The sequence below is a fragment of the Pseudomonas sp. NPDC089743 genome (genome assembly GCF_044748785.1).
Lineage (GTDB): Bacteria > Pseudomonadota > Gammaproteobacteria > Pseudomonadales > Pseudomonadaceae > Aquipseudomonas > Aquipseudomonas putida_X.
In genome coordinates, this window is the sequence record NZ_JBIVGS010000007.1 from 198,621 (window position 1) to 222,386 (window position 23,766).

A 23,766-nucleotide genomic window follows, 5' to 3' on the forward strand; every position below is an offset into this window, starting at 1 on the left:
CCGCGTTCGCTCAGGCCGCCACCTCATCGTGCGGCTCAAAGCTGTCCGCCCGCGCCAGTTGCCACATCCGCGAATAGAACTGCCCGTTCACCTCGCCATTGAGCAGCTCCCCCGGTTTCAAGAACACATGCATTTGTGAGAACAGCTTGATTTCGGTGGCCGAGGTGCGCCGCACCAAGTGCTTGGCTTCCAGTTGCGCCGGGTGTTCCAGGCCGGCCGCTGCGAGCATTTCTGCCAGGGCGCGCAAGGTGTTGTGGTGGAAATTCACTACCCGCTGGGCTTTGTCCGGGACCACCAGCGCACGCTGGCGCAGCGGGTCTTGCGTAGCGACGCCAGTGGGGCACTTGTTGGTATGGCAGCTCTGCGACTGAATGCAGCCGATGGCGAACATGAAGCCGCGCGCTGAGTTGGCCCAGTCGGCACCGATGGCCAGCACGCTGGCGATGTCGAAGGCGCTGACGATCTTGCCGCTGGCGCCGAGCTTGATCTTGTCGCGCAGGTTCAGACCCACCAGGGTGTTGTGCACGAACAGCAGCCCTTCGCGCAGCGGCACGCCGATATGGTCGGTGAACTCCACGGGGGCCGCCCCGGTACCGCCTTCCTTGCCATCGACCACGATGAAGTCGGGGAGGATGCCGGTTTCCAGCATGGCCTTGGCGATGCCCATGAATTCCCAGGGGTGGCCCAGGCAGAACTTGAAGCCCACCGGCTTGCCGCCGGACAGCTCACGTAGTTGAGCGATGAACTGCATCATTTCGATGGGGGTGGAGAAGGCGCTGTGGCGCGATGGCGAAATGCAGTCCTCACCCATGAGAATACCGCGGGTCTCGGCAATTTCCTGGGTTACCTTGTGCTTGGGCAGGATGCCGCCGTGGCCGGGCTTGGCGCCCTGGCTCATCTTGATCTCGATCATCCGCACCTGCGGGCTGCGCGCCTGGGCGGCAAAGCGCTCGGGGTCGAAGCGCCCGTCTGCCGTACGGCAGCCGAAGTAGCCGCTGCCCAGCTCCCACACCAGGTCGCCGCCGTGTTCGCGGTGGTAGGGGCTGATGCTGCCTTCGCCGGTGTCATGGTGGAAGTTGCCCAGCTTGGCCCCTTGGTTGAGCGCGCGGATGGCATTGGCGCTCAGCCAGCCAAAGCTCATGGCAGAAATGTTGAAGATCGATGCCGAATACGGCTGGCTGCACTGCGGTCCGCCAATGTGGATGCGAAAGCTTGCAGGGTCGGCCAGCGGCGCCGGGCGCATGGAGTGGCCGATGAACTCGAAGCCGGACTCGTACACGTCGATCAGCGTACCGAAGGGTTTGTCCGACGCCTCGTTCTTGGCCCGCGCGTACACCAGCGAGCGTTGCGCGCGGGAAAAGGGCAGGGCATCGCTGTCGGCTTCCAGCAGGTACTGGCGGATCTCCGGGCGAATACCCTCGACCAGGTAGCGGATGTTGCCCAGTATCGGGTAGTTGCGGCGTACCGCGTGGCGTCGCTGCAGCAGGTCGAACAGGCCGATCAGGCTGAGCACGGCCGTGGTCAGGGTGAATGGCCACAGCCATTGGTGGTGGAGCAGCGGCAGGCTCGCCAGGGTGAACAGAACACAGGCGGCAAACACTGCGTAGCGACTGAGAAGTGACAGGCTCATACGGGGTCCTTACGATGGCGCGGTCAGGCTCAGGGCCTGGGGAAACCCCGACCATAGCCCGGTTGGGCAGCGCTGAACATGAAAATCGGCTTATCGAAAATCATTCGCGCAGCAGTCTCTGCCGCCACCGTTGCTGCTCGTCATCCGTGGTTAGCACAAGGTAGGTGTATCGGTTGGCGACTCGCACGGCCACCGGCACGCCATCGCGGTACAACACACGATTGCCGCCGGCCGCCGGTACCTTCGCTCCGGGCAGCAGCGACCCAATCAGGTTCAGCGGGTCACTGGCACTGACCACCACCAGCGCGCCCTCCATCTCGCGTCGGCGCACCTGGCGCAGCAGCCCGACTGCCTCCGGCAGGGCGAACTGCTCACCGGCCAAGCCGGCGATGAAGCGCCCGCCGCGAATCTCGCCGCGCGCCTCAAGCCGGTGGTAGCAACGCAGCAGCTCACGCCAGGGTGGCAGTACATCACTTTCGCGCGCCAGCAGCCGCCAACAGATCACGCCATAGCGCCTCAACAGGGTGCGAGCGACGTGTTCCAGCCGTTGCCCGTGGTCATCTTCGGCATTGCCCCTGCGTAACAATGCCCAGCGCCCGGCGTGTGCCATGCTGGTGGAAATCGGCGCATGGCCGCGCCGGCTGTTGCGCGCTGAGCGTTTCGCCGCCGGGGTGATCAGGCTACGCAGCCCTGTAAAGCTGTCGGCGCTCGCCAGGCCGGAACCGACCAATTCCTGTAACGCTGTTTCCAGCTCGCTGGGCAGCAAGTGGGCTCGCTGGGTCAATTCGTCGAAGAACAGTGCACCGTGCGCCTGCAGTACTTCGTGCACACGTTTGGCACGCGGGCTCAGCTCATCCAGAGCCGGCGCAGGCACCAGGCTGCGCCACAAGCCCAGGTGTTGACGTGGCAGCAGCACCAGCGGCGTACTCGCCAGCGTACTGCTCGACACCTTGCCCGCCAGGCGGCTCCAGGCGAACTGCCCGCTGCGGCACACCTCATCGAGCCAGTGCGTGCTGTAGTCGTTGATTCTTGCCGGCAGTAGTTCTGCCTCCCAGGCGCCAGCCGCGCCAGGGAACCCCTGCAACTGGTCGAGCACCTCGGCCACGGCTTGAGGCCCACGCAGTTTTTCGTCGGCCGCCAGGTGCTGCCAGTCAAACAGAAAGCGCATGAAGTCCTGCAGACTTACCGGCTCGATCTCCCGGCGCAGGCGTTTGACGGTATAGCGATGGATACGCGCCAACAGGTGGCGTTCGCACCATTGCCGTTGGACCTCTCCCGGGCTGAACTGGCCGCGCAGTACGTAGCCCTCTGCTTCCAGGCGGGCCAATGCCTGTTCGATGGCTGGCTGCGGCTTGCCCAGTGGTGCGGCGATCTGCGCCAGGGTCAGGGGGCCGTGGCCGCTCAGGCGGGCGCGCAGCAGCTCGCTCAGAGCGCTGTCCGGGTCCAGGGCCTGGTCGAAGCCGGGGAGCACATTGAGCTCGGGCTCCAGGCGTGCATCCGGGTACACAGTTTGAAGCAGGCTCAGGCGCTCGCGGGCCAGCCACAGGTGTTGGTCGGGCAAGCGTAACGCTCGGCCTGCCTTGGCCAGTTGCCGCAGCAGCAAGGCCCAGCCCGGGTTGGCCTGGACTTCGTGCTGGCTGACGGCGCCCAAGGTCATCAAGGCTTCGTGCATCTCGTCGGCGCTGCCGGGTTGCGGCCAGGCCTCTGCCTGGACAGCGCTGATGGCATCGGCGTCCAGCGCGCCCAGGTCATCGCTACTGTGCACCTCGTTCCAGCGCCGGTTGAGTACCGCCTGGGTGCGGCGCTCCTCCAGTGGGGCATCGTCAAGGAATGCATAAGGCCTGGCATTGAGGATGGCCGAGGCCAGCGGCGAGGGGGCCGGCAGGTCGCGGCACAGCAAGCGCACCTGGCCACTCTCCATGCGCCTCAACAGGGCCAGCCAGCCCTCGCTGTCCATGGCTTCGTGCAGGCAGTCGTCGAGGGTTTGCTCGACCAGCGGGTGATCCGGGATTTGCCGTTCACCGACGATGTTTTCCAGGCAGGCGATCTGGTCGGGGAAGACTGCGGCGATCAGGTCTTCACTTTTCATGCGCTGGACCTGTGGCGCGACCTTGCGCCCCCCGACGTAGCGTGGCAAGGCCATCGCCACGGCTGCGTTCCAGCGCCATCGCACACCGAACAACGGGGCCTCAAGCAGGGCCTGGATGAGTATCTGCTCGGCGCTGCGACTGGACAGGTAGCGCCACACTTCGTCCAGTTCGAAACTGTGGCTGGTCGACAGCGACAGCACGATGGCGTCCTCGCTGGCTGCCGCCTGCAATTCGAAATTGAACGTGCGGCAGAACCGTTTGCGCAGGGCCAGGCCCCAGGCGCGGTTGATGCGGCTGCCATAGGGCGAATGGATGATCAACTGGGTGCCGCCGGACTCGTCGAAGAAGCGTTCCATCACCAGTGTGCTCTGCGAGGGCAGGGCGCCCAGCACTTCACGGGTACGGCCCAGGTAATCGAGCAGTTGGCTGGCGCAGGCCTCGTCCAGTGCATAGGTACGCTGCAGCCAAGACAGCACTGGGGCGAAAACGCCGTTACTCAGCCCCAACTGCTCATCGATGCGTGCCTGCAGGCGGGCAACGGCGGCGGACAGTTCATCACTGCGTCCCGGCGCCTCGCCAAGCCAGAACGGAATGGTCGGCGGCAGGCCGTGGGCATCTTCGACCCTTACCCGGCCGGGTTCCACCCGCAGGATGCGGTAGGACGCATTGCCCAGCTGAAAGATGTCGCCAGCGATGCTCTCCACGGCAAAGTCTTCGTTGACGCTGCCGATGTTCAGCGCCTGCGGCTCCAGCAGCACTGCATAGTCGGCGGTTTCGGGGATGGTCCCGCCGCTGGTGAGCGCGGCCAGCTGGCTACCCCGGCGCCCGCGCAAGGTGCCAGTCACTGCGTCGCGGTGCAGGTAGGCGCTGCGGATGCCTTGGCGCCCGTTGTAGCCCTCGGCGAGCATGCTCAGCAGGGCCTGGTAATGTTTGCTGTCCAGCGCTGTGTAGGGCGTTGCCTGGCGCAGGCAGTCGAACAATGCCTGTTCCTGCCACGGCTGGTTGCTGGTTTCGGCGACGATCTGCTGAGCCAGTACGTCCAGTGGCGCTTGAGGTATGTGCAACAGGTCGAGCTCGCCTTGGCGCACGCAGTCGAGCAAGGCGGTGCACTCGATCAGGTCATCCCGCGAGGTGGCGAACAGGCGCCCTTTGGGGATGCCGTCGACCTGATGCCCGGAGCGGCCGACCCGCTGCAAAAAGCCGGCGATAGAGCCTGGCGAGGCGATCTGGCAAACCAGGTCGACATCACCGATATCGATGCCCAGCTCCAGGGAAGCGGTGGCCACCAGCACCTGCAACTGGCCGTTTTTCAGGCGCTGCTCCGCATCCAGGCGCAGCTCCTTGGCCAGGCTGCCGTGGTGTGCGGCCACGGCCTCGTGGCCAAGGCGGTCGCTGAGGTGGCGGGTGAGGCGCTCGGCCAGGCGCCGAGTGTTGACGAAGACCAGCGTGGTGCGGTGTTCGCGGGCCAGCGCTGCCAGGCGATCATAGACCAGGTTCCACACATCCGTGGCCATCACCGCGCCCAAGGGTACAGGGGGCACTTCAAGGGCAAGGTCGCGCTGGCGGGTGTGGCCGATATCGACGACCGCGCAGGGCCGTTGGTGGCCAACCAGAAAGGCTGCCACGCGCTCCACCGGACGCTGGGTGGCAGACAGCCCGATGCGCCGCAGCCTGCGCCCGGTGAGCGCCTGAAGGCGCTCCAGGGTCAGGGCCAGGTGCGCGCCGCGCTTGTTGCCGGCCAAGGCGTGAATCTCATCGACGATCACCGTGTGCACGCCGCTCAGGCCAGCACGGCCCGAGGCAGACCCCATCAGTACGTACAGCGACTCAGGTGTGGTCACGAGGATGTGTGGGGCCAGCTTGCGCATGGCCGCGCGCTCTTTTTGCGGCGTGTCGCCGGTGCGTACGGCAGTGGTGATGCGAGGGGGCGTCAGCCCTTGGTCTACCAGTGCCTGGCTGATGCCCTCCAGCGGCGCCTGCAGGTTCAGGCGGATGTCGTTGGACAGTGCCTTGAGCGGCGAAACATACACCACCTGGGTTCGCGCAGGCAGTTCGCCCGCGTGTTCAAGGCCCTGGCGAAACAGTTCATCGAGCACCGCGAGAAAGGCGCTCAAGGTTTTGCCCGACCCGGTCGGCGCTGCCAGCAGCGTCGATTGGCGCGCGTGAATCAACGGCCAGGCGCGGGCCTGGGCGTCGGTGACCGTGGCGAAATGGCGACGGAACCAGGTGCCGATCGCCGGGTGGAAAAGCTCCAGCACGGGGTGCTGTTGGGCAGGCAGGTTCATGAGAAGGTTATGGAGGGGCGCTGGCGGATTGGCAAGGGACCGTTCGTCTGTGCAACCGCCTTGCCCGGTAACAGGGCCCTATGGGATCCTCAGCGGCTTTCAAGAGCGAGCCTGACCATGCCCAACGTTATCCGCATTGCCGCTGCCCTGCTGATCGACCCATCGGGTCGAACCCTGCTGGTACGCAAACGGGGTACCCAGGCGTTCATGCAGCCTGGGGGCAAGATCGATGCGGGGGAAACGCCGCTGCAGGCGCTGGTGCGCGAACTGCAGGAGGAATTAGGGGTGTGCATTGACCCTGCTCAGGCCATCCCGATGGGCCGTTTCAGCGCCCCGGCCGCCAACGAACCTGGCTACGAGGTGCAGGCCGAGCTGTTCCGGGTCGACAGCGCCGAGACCGTGGTCCCGGCGGCGGAAATCGAGGAAGTGCTCTGGTTGGCCGCAGACCAGGAATCGATGCCTGAGCTGGCGCCGCTGACCCGCGACCTGATACTGCCGCTCTACCGCAAGGCCCTCAGCGTACCGCGCTGACCCCATCGAGCGTGGCGAACGAGGTGTCCTTGGCGGTGAGCAGGAAGTCGCGCATGTAGGGGGCATCGAGCATGTCGGTGCGCACGGCCGCATACAGCGTGGCGAACAGGCCTTTCTCGCCAAGGCGTTTGCCCTTCACATAGCCGCGCGAGCTGTACTCATGCAGCGCCCAGTGCGGCATGCCGCAGACCCCGCGGCCGCTGGCCACCAGTTGCATCATCATCACGGTCAGCTCCGAGGTGCGCACGGCCGCCGGCTCGATGTCGGCCGGTTCCAGGAAGCGGGTGAAGATATCCAGCCGATCGCGCTCCACCGGGTAGGTGATCAGCGTCTGGTCGAGCAGGTCCTGGGGCACGATGTAAGGCTTGTTGGCCAGCGGGTGCTGGTTGGCCACGGCGAGCATGGCTTCATAGGTGAACAGCGGTACGTAAGTGATGCCGGCAAGGTCCAGTGGGTCGGAGGTCACTACCAGGTCCAGGTCGCCACGGGCAAGGGCGGGCAGTGGCGCGAATGCGAAGCCTGACGCCAGGTCCAGCTCCACTTCCGGCCAGGCATCGCGGAACTGGTCGATGGTGGGCATCAGCCACTGGAAGCAGCTGTGGCATTCGATGGCCATGTGCAGGCGCCCGGCAGTCCCCCCCGCCAGGCGGGCGATATCACGCTCGGCGCTGCGCAGCAGCGGAAGGGTGGCATCTGCCAGCTGCAGCAAGCGCAGGCCGGCGCTGGTGAAGCGGATAGGTTTGGTCTTGCGTGCGAACAGCGGCAGGCCCAGGCGTTCTTCAAGCTCCTTGAACTGATGCGACAGTGCCGACTGGGTCAGGTGCAGCCGTTCTGCGGCCTCCACCAGGCTATCGGCCTCGCGCAGGGCATGAAGGGTTTTCAGGTGGCGGATCTCCAGCACGGCTGACTCCGAGAGCATAATTTGTGTGAACAGCGAATGAGTTGAGTTTCTCTCATGTTGCGCTGGCTGTCGACTGGACCTTGCGCCGCACCACTGGGCGGGGTTCATCAAATTGTCACGCAACTGTGGCAGCGCGCCCGAATGAATTTCATCAGACTCGCGCTCTACTGGGGATCTGCATTCTGGTGTTTCTTTCATGCGGGCTTTTTTGCTTTTTTTCGTGTTCTTTCTCAGCGTGCCAGCGAGCCTCGCCGATCAGCGTTGTGACACTCATGTCCCGGTTCAACGGGCCGAGGCGGGCGATCTGAGCCTGGTTTACCAAAGTGTCGGCGCGCCGCAGGACCCTGCGTTGCTGCTGGTCATGGGGCTGGGTGGGCAATTGATCCACTGGCCCGATGACGTGGTCCAGGCCTTGTGTCTGCAAGGCTTTCGGGTCATTCGCTATGACAACCGTGACGTTGGCCTGTCGCGCTGGAACCAACAGCCGGCCTCGGCCAACCTCACGGTCGAGCTGTTGCGCTACAAGTTCGGCCTGCCGGTTGCCGCGCCCTATACGCTGACCGACATGGCCGGTGACGGGCTGCGCCTGATGGACGCATTGGGGATTGGCCAATTCCATGTGCTGGGTGTGAGCATGGGCGGGATGATCGCCCAGCACATGGCCGCGATTGCGCCGCAGCGGGTGCGCAGCCTGACCCTGGTCATGTCCAGCTCTGGTGCGGCAGGGCTGCCGGCGCCGGCGCCAGCCGTGGTGCAGTTGCTGGCCCGGCGCAGTGCGCCGAACCGGGAAGTGGCCATCGAGCAGCAGGCTGACCTGCTGGCGGCATTGGGCAGCCCGCGGGTGCATGATGACCGGGCCGCTTTGTTGCAGCAGGCTGCGGCGGCTTATGATCGGGCGTTCAACCCTGAAGGTGCCAAGCGCCAGATCATGGCGATCCTGGCCGAGCCAAGCCGGGTAGCGCTACTCAACCAGCTGCGCGTTCCGACATTGGTGGTGCACGGTACGGCTGACCCGTTATTGCCGGTGATGCATGGGGTGCACCTGGCGGCGCATATCCGTGGTAGCCAGCTGCGGCTGATCCCGGGGTTGGCACATCGTTTCCAGGAACCCTTCAAGGCACCCTTGCTGGGGGCCGTGCTGCCTTATCTGCAGTCACATCGTGAGGACGTGGCGCACCTTGCCGGGTTATGACAGTGCGCAGGCCCGTCAGGTGGGCGTTCAGCCCAACCCGTACTTTTTCACTTTGTCGAACAGCGTGGTCTTGGCCATGCCCAGCTCCTGGCTGGCTTGGCTGAGGTTGCCGCCGGTGCGCTGCAGGGCATCGCTGAGCAGATTGCGCTCGAACGCCTCGACCGCTTCGGCGAAGCCCAGCCCTTGGCTGGCGCCACCGCTCGGGCCTTTCTTGAATGCCGGCAGGCCCAGGGCATAGCGCTCGGCAACGTTGCGCAGTTCACGCACATTGCCGGGCCAGTCGTGGGCCATCAGGCGCGACAGGGTCTGGCTGTCCAGTGTCGGTACTTCCCGGTCGAAGCGCAGCGCCGATTGCTGCAGGAAGTGTTCGAACAGCTGCAGCACGTCTTCACGGCGTTCGCGCAACGGTGGTAACTCCAGGGTCACCACGTTGAGGCGGTAGTACAAGTCGCTGCGAAACTGCCCGCTTTTGCCAAGCGAATCGAGGTCGGCCTTGGTCGCAGCGATCACGCGGCAGTCCACCGCAATGCTCTGGTTCGACCCCAGGCGCTCCAGGGTGCGCTCCTGCAATACCCGCAGCAGCTTGATCTGCAGGTTGATCGGCATGCTCTCGACTTCATCGAGGAACAGCGTGCCGCCGTTGGCATGCTCGATCTTGCCGATACGACGCTTGCCCGCGCCGGTGAACGCATTGGCCTCGTGGCCGAAGATCTCGCTTTCGAACAGGTTTTCCGGCAGGCCGCCACAGTTGAGCGCCACAAAAGGTTGGCCCTGGCGTCGGCTGAAATCGTGCAGGCAACGTGCGACCAGCTCTTTGCCGGTGCCGGTCTCGCCCTCGATCAGCACGTTGGCCGAGGTGTCGGCAACGTTGGCAATCAGCTCGCGCAGTTGCTCCATGGCGGGGGAGCGGCCAATGATGCGGCCTTCCAGGCTGCTCTTTTCGGCCAGTTGGCGGCGCAGGGCCAGCACTTCGCGCGAGAGCCCGCGCTGTTCGAGTGCGCGGCGCACCACGTCGACCAGGCGTTCCGGCGAAAAGGGCTTCTCCATGAAGTCGTAGGCACCATTGCGCATGGCGCCGACGGCCATGTCGATATCGCCATGGCCGGTAATCAGGACCACCGGCAGGCTGCGGTCGCGCGCCTTGAGGCGGTTGAGCAGTTCCAGGCCGTCGATACCCGGCAGGCGGATGTCACTGACGACGATGCCGGCGAAGTCATCGCCGATCCGTTCCAGGGCCTGTTCGGCGCTGCCGACCCCCTCGCAGGCGATATCTTCCAGGGCCAGCGCCTGCTGGCAGCCGAGCAGCACATGCGGGTCGTCTTCGACGATCAGGACGGTAAGAGGCGCTTGGTTCATGGGAGCTCTGCCGGTTCATTAGGGGGGGACACCAGTGGCAGGGTGAGAACGAAGGCCGTTCCGCCACTGACAGGATGCTCGACGTTGAGGCTGCCCTTGGCGGCGGCAGCAAGGCTCGCCGACAGGGTCAGGCCCAGGCCCAGGCCGTGTTCGCCCGGTTTGGTGGTGAAGAAGGGTTCGAACAGGTGCTTGCGCGCCTCGTCATCGATACCGTGGCCATTGTCACGTACCCGCAGGCGATACTTGTCGCCCTGCAACTCGCCCTCCAGCCACAGCTCAGGTGCCGGCTGGGTTGCCATGGCATCCAGGGCGTTGCCGATCAGGTTGACCAGAATTTGCTCCAGGCGGGTCTGGTCAATGGCCAGTTGCAGGTCGTCGAACTGGCTGTGCAGCTTCAGGTGACAGCCACTGATGCGAGTGGCCAGCACCTGCAAGGTGGCCTCCACTGCCTTGGCCAGCGAGGCCTGGCCGCGGTCGTCACCGCGGCGGGCGAACGAACGCAGGCTGGCGGTGATGCGGCCCATGCGATCGATCAGTTCGTTCATGGTGCGCAGGTTGGTACTGGCGGTGTCCAGCGCGCCTCGTTCGAGAAAGCGCACGGTGTTGCCGGACAGTGTGCGCAGCGCCGCCAGGGGCTGGTTGAGCTCGTGGGCGATGCTGGTGGACATCTGCCCGATGGCGGCCAACTTGCCGGCCTGAACCAGTTCGTCCTGGGCGTGGCGCAGGGTCTGCTCGGCGTGACGGCGTTCGCGGATTTGCCCCTTGAGCCTTTCGTTGCTGGCGCGCAGGTCGGCAGTGCGCTCAGCGATGCGCCGCTCCAGCTGGCTGTTGGCCTCCTCGAGCGCTTCGCGTGCAGCCAGGCGGGTGGCGATCACCTTGCGCCGCTCGTTCCAGGCGATACCCAGGATCGCCAGCAGGGCGAACGCCACGCCTACCAGAATGCCTTGCACCATCGACTCGCGGCGCAGGTCCTGCAGGGGAGTGAGCAGGGTGAAATGCCAGGGCGTATCCACCAGGCGCCGGGTTTGCGCCAGGTAGGCGACCTCATGCGGTTTGCCGTGGGCGGTTTCACTGTTGGCCGGGAACGTCAGTTTCTCTACGCCATCGGCGAGCGTCTCACGGGCCAGTGGCTGCAGCTCGTTCAGCGGCCACCAGTAATATTGCAGGCTGCGCGCCAGGCGCTCCTTGATCTGCGGGGTCATGGGGCGCACCGACTTCAGGCGCCGCGCCGGGTCGCTGGAGAGGATGATGATGCCGTTTTCGTCGCTGACGAACGCTTCCAGGCGGGCGCGCTGCCAGCGCTCTTCCAGGGTGTCCAGGCGTACCTTGATCACCGCTACGCCAATGATCTTGCCGTGTTCTTCAAGGCCGTGGGCCAGGTAATAACCGGCCTCGCCGGTGGTGCTGCCAATGCCGTAGAAACGGCCCGGCTCGCCGCGCACGGCGGTCTGGAAATAGGCGCGGAAAGACAGGTCTTCACCGAGGAACGAGTCGGCATCGCGCCAGTTGCTGGTAGCCTGTACCCGGCCATTGGTATCGAGCACGAAGATGGCCCGGCTGCGGCTGCGGCGGTTGAGGCCTTCGAGGTATTCGTTGACGGCCTGGCGTGAGCCGCCGTCGGGGTCGGTGAGCAGGTGCGAGACGCTGTCTTCGAGCTCCAGCAGGCTCGGCAGGTAGGTGTACTTGCTGATTTCGCTTTCGACCGTACGCGCATGCAACTCCAGCTGGCGCTCGCCGTTTTCACTCAGGGCGCGTATGCCGTTGCTCTCGCTGATCAGGTAGCCAGCCAGGCCCAGCCCGACCATCAGCAGGATGATCAGGGGCGGCAGCAGCAATTGGCGGATCAGGCGGGATTTCACGGCAGGCTTGGCAGGGAGAAGAAGCGAGGGGTCGCATTTCATCACAGTGGCCTTGTCACGACCAGCATCCGCTGCCCGGTGAAGCCCTGGGCAGCGGTTACTGTGGCCGGCTCAGTGTTGCAGGATCTTGCTGAGGAAGTGCTGGGTGCGTTGGTCGCGGGTACCTTGGTCACCGAAGAACTCTTCCTTGGTGCAGTCTTCGATAATGCTGCCCTTGTCCATGAAGATGACCCGGTTGGCGACCTTGCGGGCGAAGCCCATCTCGTGGGTCACGCACATCATGGTCATGCCTTCGTTGGCCAACTGCACCATCACATCCAGCACTTCGCTGACCATTTCCGGGTCCAGCGCCGAGGTCGGCTCGTCGAACAGCATGACGATCGGGTCCATGGCCAGGGCGCGGGCGATCGCCACACGTTGTTGCTGGCCACCGGAGAGTTGGCCTGGGTGCTTCTTGGCGTGGGCGCTGAGGCCGACCCGCTCGAGCAGGGCCAGGCCCTTCTTGGTGGCCTCCTCTTCACTGCGGCCCAGTACCTTGCGTTGAGCGATGGTCAGGTTCTCGGTGATGGTCAGGTGCGGGAACAGCTCGAAGTGCTGGAACACCATGCCGACGCGCGAGCGCAACTTGGGCAGGTTGGTCTTGGGGTCGGCGATCGACGTGCCATCGACCACGATGTCGCCTTTCTGGAACGGTTCCAGGGCGTTGACGCACTTGATCAGTGTGGATTTACCCGAGCCCGAAGGGCCGCACACCACCACCACTTCACCTTTCTTGACCTCGGTGCTGCAGTCGGTCAGTACCTGGAAGTCGCCGTACCACTTGTTGACGTTCTTGATGGAAATCATACGGTGATCCTTTTTTGCAGGCGCTTGACCAGCCACGAAGCGGAGAAGCTGATGAGGAAATAGACGACCCCGGCGAAGATCAGGAACTCATGGGAGCGCCCAATGATGTCGCCGTTGGAACGGGCTGAGTTGAGGAAGTCTACCAGGCCCACGGTGTAGACCAGCGAGGTGTCCTGGAACAGGATGATGCTCTGCTGCAGCAGCAGCGGGGTCATCTTGCGGAAGGCCTGGGGCAGGATGATCAGGCGCATGGTCTGGGCGTAGTTCATGCCCAGTGCTTGCGCGGCGCCCATCTGGCCTTTGGAAATCGACTGCACGCCGGCGCGGACGATTTCACAGAAGTAGGCGGCCTCGAACATCATGAAGGCCACCACGCACGAGGTGAAGGCACCCACCGGGGTGTCCTCCCCGGTGATCCAACGCAGCACGAAAGGCACGGCCAGATAGAACCAGGTGATCACCAGCAGCAGCGGGATCGAGCGGAAGTAGTTGACGTAGGCACCGGCGAGGTTCGAAAGCAGCTTGCTCGACGACAAGCGCATCAATGCCAGGAGGGTGCCCAGCACGATACCGCCGATCACGCCCATGACCATCAGCTTGAGGGTCATGACCATACCTTCCCAGAGGGCGGGCAGGGCCGGGATGATTTCGCTGAAATCCATTTCCATTTACTTGCCCCCCACGGAAATCAGGCCAGGCACGGCGACTTTTTTCTCGATCAGGCGCATCAGCAGCATCAGGCCCATGTTCAGGGTGAAGTAGATCAGCGTGGCCAGGGTGAACGCCTCGAACAGGTTGGCGGAAAACTCTGCGGTCTGTTTGGTCTGTGCCAGCAGCTCCATCAGGCCGATCAGCGACGCCACCGAAGAGTTCTTGAACACGTTGAGGAACTCGGAGGTGAGCGGCGGAATGATGATCCGGTACGCTTGCGGCAAGAGCACGTTGTTGTAGATCTGCGGCAGGCTGAAGCCCATGGCGCGGGCGGCAGCTTCCTGGCCGCGCGGCAACGCCTGGATGCCGGTGCGCACCTGTTCGCACACGCGGGCAGCGGTGAACAGGCCCAGGCAGATGACCACGCTGATCAATGCCGAGGTGGTCGGGTTGAGGTCCTGCTTGAACCACTCCTGCAGGCCTTCAGGCAGCAGGTCTGGTATCAGGAAGTACCAGATGAACAGTTGCACCAGCAGCGGTACGTTGCGGAACAGCTCTACGTAGGCGGTGGCGATACCCGCTACCAGGCGGTTCGGCACGGTACGCATGACGCCAAGCAGCGAGCCCAGCAGCAGCGCGATGATCCAGGCGGAGATGGCGATGGCGATGGTCCAGCCCAGACCGGTGATGTACCAGTCCAGATAGGTTTCGCTGCCCACGCCGGTGGACTTGAAGAACACGCCCCAGTCCCAGTTGTAATTCATCGGGATTTCCCCTCAGACGGTTGTTTCACGGGCACCTTCGAGCATCCGGGGGCGCTTGGCGCCCTCGGAGGAAAGGTTAGACACTAATGAGTGGCTTGCAGGATTGATTCGTGCGCGTGCGCACCAGGCCACTAACTGAGGATCAGGATTTCTTCTCGTCCGCGGCCTTGTCGGTCGGCTCGGCGATCAGCTTTTTCAGTTCATCGCTCATCTGGAAGTTGAGGTTCAGACCTTTAGGCGGGATCGGCTGCATGAACCACTTCTCGTAGCTCTTGTTGACCTCGCCGGATTTGAAGTAACCCACGATGGCATCGTCGACGGCTTTCTTGAAGCTCTTGTCACCCTTGCGCATCATGCAGCCGTAGATCTCGTAAGACTGCGGCGTGCCGGTGATCACCCAGTCCGCAGGCTTGCGCGCTTTGGCCATTTCACCGGCCAGCAGGGCATCGTCCATCATGAAGGCCACGGCGCGGCCGCTTTCGAGCATGTTGAAGGCTTCACCGTGGTCCTTGGCGGAAATCACGTTCATCTTCATCTGCTTGTCGGCGTTCATCGCCTTGAGGATGCGCTCGGAGGTGGTGCCGGCGGTGGTCACCACGTTCTTGCCGCCCAGGTCGGTAAAGTCTTTATAGGAGGGTTGGCCATCCTTGACCTTGGTCAGCAGGCGCGTGCCGACTTCGAAGATGCCCACCGAGAAGGCGACTTGCTGCTGGCGCTCGACGTTGTTGGTGGTGGAGCCGCACTCAAGGTCGACGGTGCCGTTCTGCACCAGCGGGATACGGGTCTGGGAGGTGACGAGGTTGTACCTGACCTTGATGTCGGTGCCCAGTTGCTTCTTCAGGGCGTCGACCACGGCCATCTGGATGTCGTGGGAGTAGCCCACAGGCTCGGGTTTACCGGCCAGGTAGGAAAACGGGATGGAGGAGTCGCGGTGGCCCAGGGTGATGGTGCCCGAATCCTTGATCTTCTTCAGGGTGCCGGTCAGTTCTTCGGCCATGGCCGGCGAAGCGATCACAGCGGCCGCGATGGCGGCGCCCAGCAATTGACGAACGATACGCATCAAATTTTCCTCGACGTGTTTGTTTTTTTTATGGAGCCGTTGGCGGACTCTTTCGTTCAACGAATACAGCAAGAAGCGAGTGCATTCGGCTACCAAGTGTAGAGCATGAGTCGTGCCAAGCCCTGTGACAGATCATAACCCCGCGCAAAGCCTGGGCATGAACCCTCTGTGAAGGTTTTTCTGCACCACGGATTGGTCGGAACACCGAATGAGTTGATAAGTCGCGTTCGGCAATCCGAACGATTACTTGCACCGCGCTCCGCTCCCAGATTTAAGTATCACCTGAGGGCGCGAAACACATGATGAGCTCGCTGGCTAACCACCAGGAGCTCATACCGTGTCCGCCATTGCGATTCCTTCCGATTCCGTCGATGCCTTCATCGCCGGCCAGTTGCCAGGCTGGTTGAAGTCTGCCGATGTCGATCTGCTTCTCACCCTGCACCGGGCGTTGCGTCATCAGCAGGCCGCTGCTGAAGGCGTCAGAAACCTATTGGCGCAGATGCCAAGCATCGAGGCCTTTGCCACGCCGCTGCTCGAGACTGCGCTGGGGCAAAGTGGCCTGGCCGACGCAGACGTGCGCAACATGAAGGTCTACATCGAGAACGATGTGCCTTTGCCCAGTGCGGCGCCCCGACTGCATACCCCGTGGACGACGCTACATAGCAACCAGCCTTTGCTGACGGCGGCGTTGCACAACTTTCATGAGGCCGAGACGCGTCCCTCGGTTCATCGCCGTGCCCATCTGCAGGACGTTCACGGCATCAAGCTGCCGCTGGCATTCGAAGCGTTTGCCAGCTGTTGCAGAACGCTGGATATAGGGGGGCGCTACCAGGAAATGTTGCACGCGCGGCTGTTTCCGAAAAGCAGGCCCCCTGCGCCAGAGGGGTTTGCCCGCGCGGCGGTGGAGCGTGTGCTCGAAGAAAATCTGCGCGCGAAGATGGAAGTTGCGGTGCGCATGGCCAGGATCAAGTCCGAGCTGGACGATGTCGACTACCTGCGTCTGTTGCCTGTGTGCGCAAGCAAACCTATCGTGCCGGCGGCATCAGGCCTCGCCACGCCTCGCCAGCTGTACCTGTTGGGCAAACGCATCCATGGCCCCGTGGCCTTCGAGATGCGCGACAGTGCCGCAGGGCCGCTGTCGGGAATCATCAGTTGGATACCACAGGATCCCTCCCGGCAGATCGCCAGGTACCCCACCTGGGCCGCCCTCTATCAGTCGTTGTCCAAACAGCTGCGTGCGCCCCATTACCGTTCGTTTTTCTGTCGATTCATCAGTGAGCGTGATAAACCGACCTTCACGGCAACCCTCGAACGCCTGATCCAGGCGAGCGACGGCAAGCAGCCAGTTGATCTGGATGGGCGCAATTTCTCGATCGATATGCCCTTGTTCGCCTATCTGCGGGCCCAGCAGGTGGACAAGATACTCGATGATGCAAGGGTCCTGGCGGTGCCCACCGGTGACGAGACTGCGATCGAGCGACATCAGCGCCTGGAAGTGCTCAAGAGTGCTGGCTTCGATCTGCTCAACCTGGCGGCGCTGTTCGTTCCGGTGTTGGGCGAGGTGATGATGGCCGTGGCAGCGGTGGACGTTGTCAGCGAGGTGTACAAAGGTTATGCCGACTGGCGCATTGGCGATCGCCAGGGGGCGCTGGATCACCTGTTTGGCGTGGCAGAGAACCTGGCGGTCGGCACGGTGATCGGCGCCGCGCAGGTAGGCGTAGGCCGGGTGCTTGAGCGCATGCCTTTTGTCGATGCACTTACCCCCTTGCACGAGGGTGAGGGGCGATACCGGCTGGCGGACCGGCCCGTTTCAGCTCACCACATCGACGGTGGTGGGGCACTTTTGCGCAGCTTAGGTGGGCGTTGGGCGCAAATATCAGACCAAAGTGCCGAAACGCTACTACGCGTCACCGGGTTAGAGCAGGATCACCTGCGCCACGTGCACCTGCAGGGCGAAGCTCCTCCTGCTCGCCTGCTCGATGCCCATGAGCGCCACGAACTCCATACCCTTGAGCCGCACCTGCAGGGGGCCGCCCTGGAGCGTGAACTGGCAGCTCGGCAAGATCAGCCTTCTGCTGCTGGCGCATTGCTGATCAGGGTCTTCCCTGGGCTGTCCGTTCGCGGCGCTGAAAGCGTGCTCGAACAGGCCAGTGGTGAGCAGGTCAAGGCGTTGCTCACCACTGGCCGTATACCCTTGGAAATGGCCGAGCGCGCCCGTTGGCTCTTGCGCGAAAGTCGCCTGGACCGTGCGTTGCTGGGGTTCGAGCACCAAGGCGCGGTCAACGATGCCACTCAGCGCCTGGTGCTCAAGTGGGTCAACGAACTCGCGCCCTGGCCGGCTTCGGTTCGCATTGAACTGCGCCTGGGCGAAGCGAAGGGGCGGCTGCTCGCATCGGTGGGAAGCACCACTGCGACCCGCGTACGGTGCCTTGTGCAGACCGAGCAGGGCTATCAGCTGAGTGATGCCCCGCAGCCAATGATTGGCCAAGGGTTGTTGGCCTGCCTGATTCAGACACTTGAGGAGGGCCAGAAAGTGGCGCTCGGGGAGGGCTTGGTAGACGCCCGTGCTTTGGGCAACAGGGTTGCTCAAGCGGCCAGCGCTGACCGGCAAAAGACAGCTCAGTTGATGGGCTTGCGGCCGATCGCAGAACGCTTTCGCCCGCCGCAGCGCTTCGCTGACGGCCGTTTCGGTTATGCACTCAGTGGAAGGGGAGAGAGTAGCCGTCAGGCGATTCGCCGCGGGATACATGAAATCTTCCCAACCCTGACCGACGCACAACTTGACGCCTACCTGGGCGACCTGATGCAGCGCCGCATCGGGCTCTGGGACCACCTCAGCACGCTGCAGCGGCAGCTGGATAGCTTGCGCGACGCGCTGGATGCCTGGCAACGTGAGCGCGTGAGCTTCTTGGATGGGCGCAGGCGACAACGTGTGGCCAGCCAGATCCGCCGGGCCTGGCGGCGCAAGACGGCAGGCTTGGCAGGTGACGATTTCAGCCTGCATATCGAGGGTGAACGGGTGGGCAGCCTGCCGATCCTCCCCGAAGGCGTCGAATTCGCTCATGTCCAGCGGTTGACGTTGCGTAACATGAGCCTCGACCACATGGATGAACAGTTCCTGCTCAGGTTCAGCGGCGTTCGTGAGCTCGACCTGCGGGACAATCAGTTGGTCACCCTGCCGGCAGGCCTGGAGCGCCTGACCGCTCTGCGCAGGCTGCATCTGGCAGGGAACCGGATTGCCTTCGATGCTCAGAGCAATCTCCGGTTGGCAAGCCTTTCCATGCTGCAGCAGCTGGATCTGACCTACAATCCGCTGGGCCTGGTCCCCGACCTTTCCGGGTTGCGCCACTTGCGCGAAGTATCGTTGCGCGCCACAGGGCTGCAAGCGTTGCCCGACGCTTCGGCGTTGCCGTGGAGGGGGCTTGTCGATTTCCGTGAAAACCAGATCCGCCAAGTCACCGATGATCTACGCAACCTCAATGGTCGATTGCAGCGCCTGTCGTTACACGACAACCCGCTGGATGAGGCCAGTGAGTCATTGCTTGCGCGCAGTGCCAGCAGTGACTACCCCGCGAATCGGCGCAGCTCTTACCATCACGCCATCGCCGATGCCAACCTGCAAGAGCGGTGGTTGGGCAGCATTACCGGGGACTTGCTGGAACAGCGCAGAGCGCTATGGGCGAGGTTGGCCGAAGAGCCGCAATCGGCAGACCTGTTCAGGTATCTGGCGGATTTTGCCAGGTCTGACGATTTCCGTGACCACCCGCGCTACTACCGTGCCAGGGTATGGCGGATTCTTGAGCTTTGTGCAGACAACACCGATGTGCGTGAGGCCGTTTTCTGGCAGGTGCAAGGGCCCAGAACCTGCGAGGATCAGTTGCTGCTCATACTCAGCCAACTGGAAGTCAGGGCCCACATCGCCTTGCACAGCGCGGAGGCTGGCACAGCGCGCGCCGAAGCCACCTTGCTACGGCTGGGGCGCTCGCTCTATCGCCTCGATCAGGTCGACAGTATCGCGAGCCGGCACATCGAGGAGATGCGCCAGAACCCTTACGCGTCGGTGGATGACATTGAGGTTTACCTTGCCTATCGGGTCAACTTGGCTGACCCCCTGGGCTTGCCGGCCCAGCCCCAGCACATGCATTACCCCGAGCATAGCGGTGTAACGGGAACACGGATTCTGCGCGCCCGCGCACAGGTCGTTGCCGGTGAAAGTACCGAGGCACTGAGCAATGCGCTGGCGCAGCGGGAGTTTTGGCAAGGCTATGTGCGCAATCGCTACGCCGAGCGTTTCGAAGCGCTCGCTGCGCCTTACCATGAGCAGTTGGAGGCTTTCGAGCGCGAGACGGGCGAGTCTGGCGAGCAGCTTTACCTTGAGCGTGCCGATGCATTGATGGCCGCGCTCAATGCCGAGGAGCGTGCGCTTTACCTGGAGCTGGCCAGGGAGGCATACGAGCGGGAAGTCTGAGAACCGGCGACCGCCTGGCGGTCGCCGTGCAAGGTTCAGGCAGCGTCGCTGCGAGCATCGCTTTGCGCAAGGTAATCGGCCAATGCGCGTTGCTCGCTCTCGCTGGTGAACAAACCCAGCTTGGTCCGCCGCCAGAGGATGTCCTGGGCACTGATGGCCCACTCGCTATCGCGCAGGTAATCGACTTCACGGGCGAACAAACCACCGCCGATCGCCTGGCCAAGATCGTCAGGGCCGTTGACCCCCTCCAGCAGCTGCCAGGTGCGGCTGCCATAGGTCACGGCCCAGCGCTTGGCGATATCCACGGCAAGCCATGGATGCTGGGCCAGCAGTTCCTCGACCAGTACCTGAGGCGTGCTCATGCCTTCACCGCCGGGCAGTGCTGAGCTGGCGGTCCAGCTCTGGCCCATCTGGCTGAAGAACGGCTTGAGTTCTGCCATGGCCGACTCGGCAAGCTTGCGGTACGTGGTCAGTTTGCCGCCGAACACCGACAGCAACGGCGCCTCGCCCTGAGTTGCCGACAGTGCCAGGGTGTAGTCACGGGTGACTGCCGACGGGTTGTCCGATTCGTCGTTGCACAGCGGACGCACGCCAGAGTAGGTGTGCAGGATATCGCCGGCGCTCAACTGATGATTGAAATGAGCGTTGACCACGTCGAGCAGATAGCCGGTTTCCTGCTCGGTGATCGCTACCTTGGCGGGATCGCCGCTGTATTCGCGATCGGTGGTGCCGACCAGGGTGAAGCGGTCCAGGTACGGGATGCAGAATACAATCCGTTGGTCCTCGTTCTGCAGGATGTAGGCATGATCCCCTTCGTACAGGCGCGGCACGAGGAGGTGGCTGCCCTGGATCAGCCGAATGCCGTACGGCGCAGTGAGCTTGAGGTCATCCTTGATGAACCGGGCGACCCACGGACCGGCGGCGTTGACCAAGGCGCGCGCGCGAATGGTCTGCAGGCTGCCGTCGGCATGCTGCAGCTCTACCTGCCACAGGCCGTCGACACGTTCTGCGCGCAGGCAGCGGGTGCGGGTACGAATGTGCGCGCCATGTTCGCGTGCGGCCATGGCGTTGACCACCACCAGGCGGGCGTCGTCGACCGCGCAGTCGGCATATTCGAAACCGCGGGTGATCGCCGGTTTGAGCGGGTAGCCCGGGCCGAAGCGCAGGCTGCGCGAGGCACCCAGACGCTTGCGTTTGCCCAGGTGATCGTAAAGGAACAGGCCGGCACGGATCATCCACGCCGGGCGCAGGTGCGGGCGGTGCGGCAGCACGAAGCGCATCGGTTTGACGATGTGCGGTGCCTTGGCCAACAGCACTTCGCGCTCGGCCAGGGCCTCCCGTACAAGGCGGAATTCATAATGTTCCAGGTAACGCAGGCCGCCATGGATCAGCTTGCTGCTGGCCGACGAGGTGTGCTGGGCCAAGTCGTCCTTCTCGCAGAGGAAGACCTTCAGGCCACGCCCTGCGGCGTCGGCAGCAATGCCCACGCCGTTGATGCCACCGCCGATCACGGCAAGGTCATAGCAATCGGCAAGTAGGGGCTGGGACGAAACGGGCTGGGACACGGGCAAGGCCTCCTGGGGCTGTTCACATCGAATATGAACATTAATGTTCGTTTCCGAAAATACTAGCGCAACAGAACGCCCATCGCCAGTCACCGTTTATAGAAAAAACTGATCGGATGGCAAGAAAGTGAACAATATCGAAAATTACGAGCCCTTCCGGGCCCGCTTGCGTTTCACACCACGTCGAGGCGGATCTTGTTCTGGTTGAGCAATTCACTCAATGCAGGCGATGGCGGCTGGTCGGTCACCAGGCAGTCGACCAGGCTGATCGAGCCCAGACGTACCATGGCGTTACGCCCGAATTTGCTGGAGTCCGCCGCCAGGATGACCTGGCGGGCGTTGGCGATGATCGCCTGAGATACGCGTACCTCTTGGTAATCGAAATCCAGCAGGCTGCCGTCTTCATCGATACCGCTGATGCCGACCAAGGCGAAGTCGACCTTGAACTGGCTGATGAAGTCGACGCTGGCCTGGCCGACCACGCCACCGTCACGGCGTACGGTGCCACCTGCGACCAAGACCTCGAAATCATCCTTGGCTGCCAGGATCGCGGCCACGTGCAGGTTATTGGTGATGACCTTCAAGTGGCTGTGGTTGAGCAGCGCCCGGGCAATCGACTCGGTGGTGGTGCCGATATTGATGAACAGCGAAGCATGATCAGGAATTTGCCGGGCCACGGCATCGGCAATGCGCTGTTTTTCGTCACGCATCTGGTCGGCGCGCATGGCGTAAGCAGTGTTCTCGATACTCGAGTCATAGGCTGCCCCACCGTGGTAGCGGCGCAGCAGATTGAGCTCAGCGAGCTGATTGATGTCGCGACGGATGGTTTGCGGAGTGACGACGAATAACTGCGCCATTTCCTCGATGCTGACGTAGCCGCGTTCGCGGACCAGCTCGAGGATTTGTTGTTGGCGTGGGGGCAGATTCATGGGCGGTCCTTATGGGCTGCCGGACAAATTCTGCAATGATGCCGTAGGAAACAGACTACGGCCAGTAGGCCATGGCATGGCGGGGCCGCGAAGCAGCCCCTGCCCAGGGTGATCAGGCCTCGTGATCTTCCCAGTCGCGGGTGCGCTCGACGGCTTTGCGCCAGCCGGCGTAGAGTTTTTCCTTCTGCGCTTGCTCAAGCTGCGGGCTGAATTCGCGCTCGATGATTGCCTTGTCACGCAACTCGTCCAGGCCACTCCAGAAACCACAGGCCAGGCCCGCCAGGTAAGCGGCGCCAAGGGCCGTGGTTTCACGCATTTTCGGGCGCTCTACGCAGGTGCCGAGGATGTCGGCCTGAAACTGCATGAGGAAATTGTTGGCCACCGCGCCACCGTCGACGCGCAACTCGGAAAGGCGTTGGCCGCAGTCCTGCTGCATGGCGTCGAGCACGTCGCGGGTCTGATAGGCGATCGACTCCAATGCCGCGCGGATGATGTGGTCGACTTTCACCCCGCGGGTCAGGCCGAACAGCGCGCCACGGGCGTAAGGGTCCCAGTACGGTGCGCCCAGGCCAGTGAAGGCGGGCACCAGGTACACCCCATTGCTGTCCTTGACCTTGCTGGCGAAGTACTCGGTGTCCAAGGCATCGTTGACGATCTTCAGTTCGTCGCGCAGCCATTGCACGGTGGAACCGCCGTTGAACACTGCGCCTTCCAGGGCATAGGCCACTTCACCTCGTGGTCCGCAGGCAATGGTGGTGAGCAGGCCGTGGGACGAGGTTACGGCTTTGTCGCCGGTGTTCATCAGCAGGAAGCAACCCGTGCCATAAGTGTTCTTGGCCTGGCCGGGTTCCACGCACATCTGGCCGAACAGCGCTGACTGCTGGTCACCGGCGATACCGGCGATGGCGATGCCGCTCTTGGTGTGGCCGTAGACTTCGGAAGACGGGCGCACCTGGGGCAGCATCTGGCGCGGGATGCCGAGAATTTCGAGCAGCGTGTCATCCCACTGCAGGCTGTGGATGTTGAACATCAGTGTGCGCGAAGCGTTGGTGTAGTCGGTGACATGCACCTTGCCGCCGGAAAACTTCCAGATAAGCCAGGTATCCACGGTGCCGAACAACAGCTCGCCGCGTTCGGCCCGCTCACGTACGCCCTCTACATTGTCGAGGATCCACTTGAGCTTGGTGCCGGAGAAGTACGGATCGGTGACCAGGCCGGTGGTCTCGCGAATGTATTGTTCATGCCCGTCGCGCTTGAGTTGTGCGCAGATCTCTGTGCTGCGGCGGCACTGCCAGACGATGGCGTTGTACACCGGGCGCCCGGTTTCCTTGTCCCACACCACGGTGGTTTCACGTTGGTTGGTGATGCCCAATGCGGCGACCTGGGCATGGCTGATGCCGGCCTGCGCCAGGGCTTCGACCATGGTCGCGCTTTGTGTGGCGAAGATCTCCATCGGGTCATGTTCGACCCAGCCGGCTTGCGGATAATGCTGGGCGAACTCGCGCTGGGAGGTGCCAACCACATTGGCGTCACGGTCGAAGATGATCGCCCGCGAGCTGGTGGTGCCCTGGTCCAAGGCGATGATGTAGTTCTTGTCCTGGGTATCTGTCATGGTCATAGGCCTTGCAAAATGAGGAGG

At 63.3% G+C, this 23,766-nt stretch carries 15 protein-coding genes; 3 read left to right on the forward strand and 12 right to left on the reverse strand.

The genetic code is table 11. The features are described 5' to 3' along the window. Nucleotides 1-10: 10 nt before the first annotated feature. Complete coding sequence (locus tag ACIPZC_RS15145) at nucleotides 11-1,630, reverse strand: FMN-binding glutamate synthase family protein (RefSeq protein ID WP_400627781.1); 1,620 nt, start codon at nucleotides 1,628-1,630, stop codon at nucleotides 11-13. Between the two features lie 100 nt (nucleotides 1,631-1,730). After that, complete coding sequence (locus ACIPZC_RS15150) at nucleotides 1,731-6,005, reverse strand: DEAD/DEAH box helicase (protein WP_400627783.1); 4,275 nt, start codon at nucleotides 6,003-6,005, stop codon at nucleotides 1,731-1,733. A gap of 117 nt (nucleotides 6,006-6,122) precedes the next feature. Here ACIPZC_RS15150 and ACIPZC_RS15155 point away from each other — a divergent pair, with 117 nt between their 5' ends. Next, nucleotides 6,123-6,536: an NUDIX domain-containing protein gene (locus ACIPZC_RS15155; protein WP_400627785.1), complete on the forward strand. Its 414-nt coding sequence runs from the start codon at nucleotides 6,123-6,125 to the stop codon at nucleotides 6,534-6,536. On the opposite strand, the gene metR is transcribed toward ACIPZC_RS15155, so the two are convergent. Then, on the reverse strand, nucleotides 6,520-7,437 hold the full coding sequence (gene metR / locus ACIPZC_RS15160) for a transcriptional regulator MetR (protein ID WP_241804855.1): 918 nt from the start codon (nucleotides 7,435-7,437) through the stop codon (nucleotides 6,520-6,522). The two genes, ACIPZC_RS15155 and metR, sit on opposite strands and share 17 nt — an antisense overlap. A gap of 196 nt (nucleotides 7,438-7,633) precedes the next feature. On the opposite strand from metR, the gene ACIPZC_RS15165 reads away from it, so the two are divergent. After that, nucleotides 7,634-8,629 (forward strand): alpha/beta fold hydrolase, encoded by a 996-nt coding sequence (locus tag ACIPZC_RS15165; protein WP_400627787.1) that lies wholly within the window; start codon nucleotides 7,634-7,636, stop codon nucleotides 8,627-8,629. Between the two features lie 27 nt (nucleotides 8,630-8,656). Here the strand turns inward: ACIPZC_RS15165 and ACIPZC_RS15170 are convergent, their stop codons facing one another. The 6 genes from ACIPZC_RS15170 to ACIPZC_RS15195 form a co-directional block, all read right to left on the reverse strand. After that, entirely contained in the window at nucleotides 8,657-9,985 is a 1,329-nt protein-coding gene (locus ACIPZC_RS15170; protein WP_267821381.1) for a sigma-54 dependent transcriptional regulator, read from the reverse strand. Then, on the reverse strand, nucleotides 9,982-11,886 hold the full coding sequence (locus ACIPZC_RS15175) for an ATP-binding protein (protein ID WP_267821383.1): 1,905 nt from the start codon (nucleotides 11,884-11,886) through the stop codon (nucleotides 9,982-9,984). Before ACIPZC_RS15175 ends, ACIPZC_RS15170 begins: the two co-directional genes overlap by 4 nt. A gap of 69 nt (nucleotides 11,887-11,955) precedes the next feature. After that, nucleotides 11,956-12,690, reverse strand: a complete 735-nt coding sequence (locus ACIPZC_RS15180) for an amino acid ABC transporter ATP-binding protein (protein WP_241804858.1) — start codon at nucleotides 12,688-12,690, stop codon at nucleotides 11,956-11,958. Next, a complete protein-coding gene (locus tag ACIPZC_RS15185; protein WP_241804859.1) occupies nucleotides 12,687-13,358 on the reverse strand; it encodes an amino acid ABC transporter permease in 672 nt (223 codons plus the stop codon). Before ACIPZC_RS15185 ends, ACIPZC_RS15180 begins: the two co-directional genes overlap by 4 nt. After that, nucleotides 13,359-14,105 carry an amino acid ABC transporter permease gene (locus tag ACIPZC_RS15190; RefSeq protein ID WP_241804860.1) on the reverse strand — a complete coding sequence of 249 codons (747 nt, stop codon included), beginning with the start codon at nucleotides 14,103-14,105 and terminating at the stop codon, nucleotides 13,359-13,361. It abuts the gene before it with no gap. A 142-nt stretch (nucleotides 14,106-14,247) separates the two neighbouring features. Further along, nucleotides 14,248-15,165, reverse strand: a complete 918-nt coding sequence (locus ACIPZC_RS15195; RefSeq protein WP_400627793.1) for a glutamate/aspartate ABC transporter substrate-binding protein — start codon at nucleotides 15,163-15,165, stop codon at nucleotides 14,248-14,250. A gap of 337 nt (nucleotides 15,166-15,502) precedes the next feature. Here ACIPZC_RS15195 and ACIPZC_RS15200 point away from each other — a divergent pair, with 337 nt between their 5' ends. Next, nucleotides 15,503-19,633: an NEL-type E3 ubiquitin ligase domain-containing protein gene (locus ACIPZC_RS15200; protein ID WP_400627795.1), complete on the forward strand. Its 4,131-nt coding sequence runs from the start codon at nucleotides 15,503-15,505 to the stop codon at nucleotides 19,631-19,633. Between the two features lie 35 nt (nucleotides 19,634-19,668). Here ACIPZC_RS15200 and glpD read toward each other — a convergent pair whose 3' ends face one another. The 3 genes from glpD to glpK all read right to left on the reverse strand — a co-directional run bounded on the left by glpD (nucleotide 19,669) and on the right by glpK (nucleotide 23,739). Then, nucleotides 19,669-21,198: a glycerol-3-phosphate dehydrogenase gene (glpD, locus tag ACIPZC_RS15205; protein ID WP_400627797.1), complete on the reverse strand. Its 1,530-nt coding sequence runs from the start codon at nucleotides 21,196-21,198 to the stop codon at nucleotides 19,669-19,671. Between the two features lie 173 nt (nucleotides 21,199-21,371). After that, nucleotides 21,372-22,127, reverse strand: a complete 756-nt coding sequence (gene glpR / locus ACIPZC_RS15210; RefSeq protein WP_241804864.1) for a DNA-binding transcriptional repressor GlpR — start codon at nucleotides 22,125-22,127, stop codon at nucleotides 21,372-21,374. Between the two features lie 112 nt (nucleotides 22,128-22,239). After that, the gene (gene glpK, locus ACIPZC_RS15215) at nucleotides 22,240-23,739 is read right to left on the reverse strand and encodes a glycerol kinase GlpK (protein ID WP_267821395.1); all 1,500 of its coding nucleotides are present in this window, start codon (nucleotides 23,737-23,739) and stop codon (nucleotides 22,240-22,242) included. Between the last annotated feature and the right edge of the window lie 27 nt (nucleotides 23,740-23,766).

Bases quoted from the DNA above. Each gene is read 5' to 3' on its own strand.
- ACIPZC_RS15145 (WP_400627781.1), bottom strand. From the start codon at position 1,630: ATGAGCCTGTCACTTCTCAGTCGCTACGCAGTGTTTGCCGCCTGTGTT.
- ACIPZC_RS15190 (WP_241804860.1), bottom strand. From the start codon at position 14,105: ATGAATTACAACTGGGACTGGGGCGTGTTCTTCAAGTCCACCGGCGTG.
- ACIPZC_RS15195 (WP_400627793.1), bottom strand. From the start codon at position 15,165: ATGCGTATCGTTCGTCAATTGCTGGGCGCCGCCATCGCGGCCGCTGTG.
- ACIPZC_RS15185 (WP_241804859.1), bottom strand. From the start codon at position 13,358: ATGGAAATGGATTTCAGCGAAATCATCCCGGCCCTGCCCGCCCTCTGG.
- ACIPZC_RS15150 (WP_400627783.1), bottom strand. From the start codon at position 6,005: ATGAACCTGCCTGCCCAACAGCACCCCGTGCTGGAGCTTTTCCACCCG.
- glpR (WP_241804864.1), bottom strand. From the start codon at position 22,127: ATGAATCTGCCCCCACGCCAACAACAAATCCTCGAGCTGGTCCGCGAA.
- ACIPZC_RS15170 (WP_267821381.1), bottom strand. From the start codon at position 9,985: ATGAACCAAGCGCCTCTTACCGTCCTGATCGTCGAAGACGACCCGCAT.
- ACIPZC_RS15180 (WP_241804858.1), bottom strand. From the start codon at position 12,690: ATGATTTCCATCAAGAACGTCAACAAGTGGTACGGCGACTTCCAGGTA.
- ACIPZC_RS15165 (WP_400627787.1), top strand. From the start codon at position 7,634: ATGCGGGCTTTTTTGCTTTTTTTCGTGTTCTTTCTCAGCGTGCCAGCG.
- ACIPZC_RS15175 (WP_267821383.1), bottom strand. From the start codon at position 11,886: ATGAAATGCGACCCCTCGCTTCTTCTCCCTGCCAAGCCTGCCGTGAAA.
- glpK (WP_267821395.1), bottom strand. From the start codon at position 23,739: ATGACAGATACCCAGGACAAGAACTACATCATCGCCTTGGACCAGGGC.
- ACIPZC_RS15155 (WP_400627785.1), top strand. From the start codon at position 6,123: ATGCCCAACGTTATCCGCATTGCCGCTGCCCTGCTGATCGACCCATCG.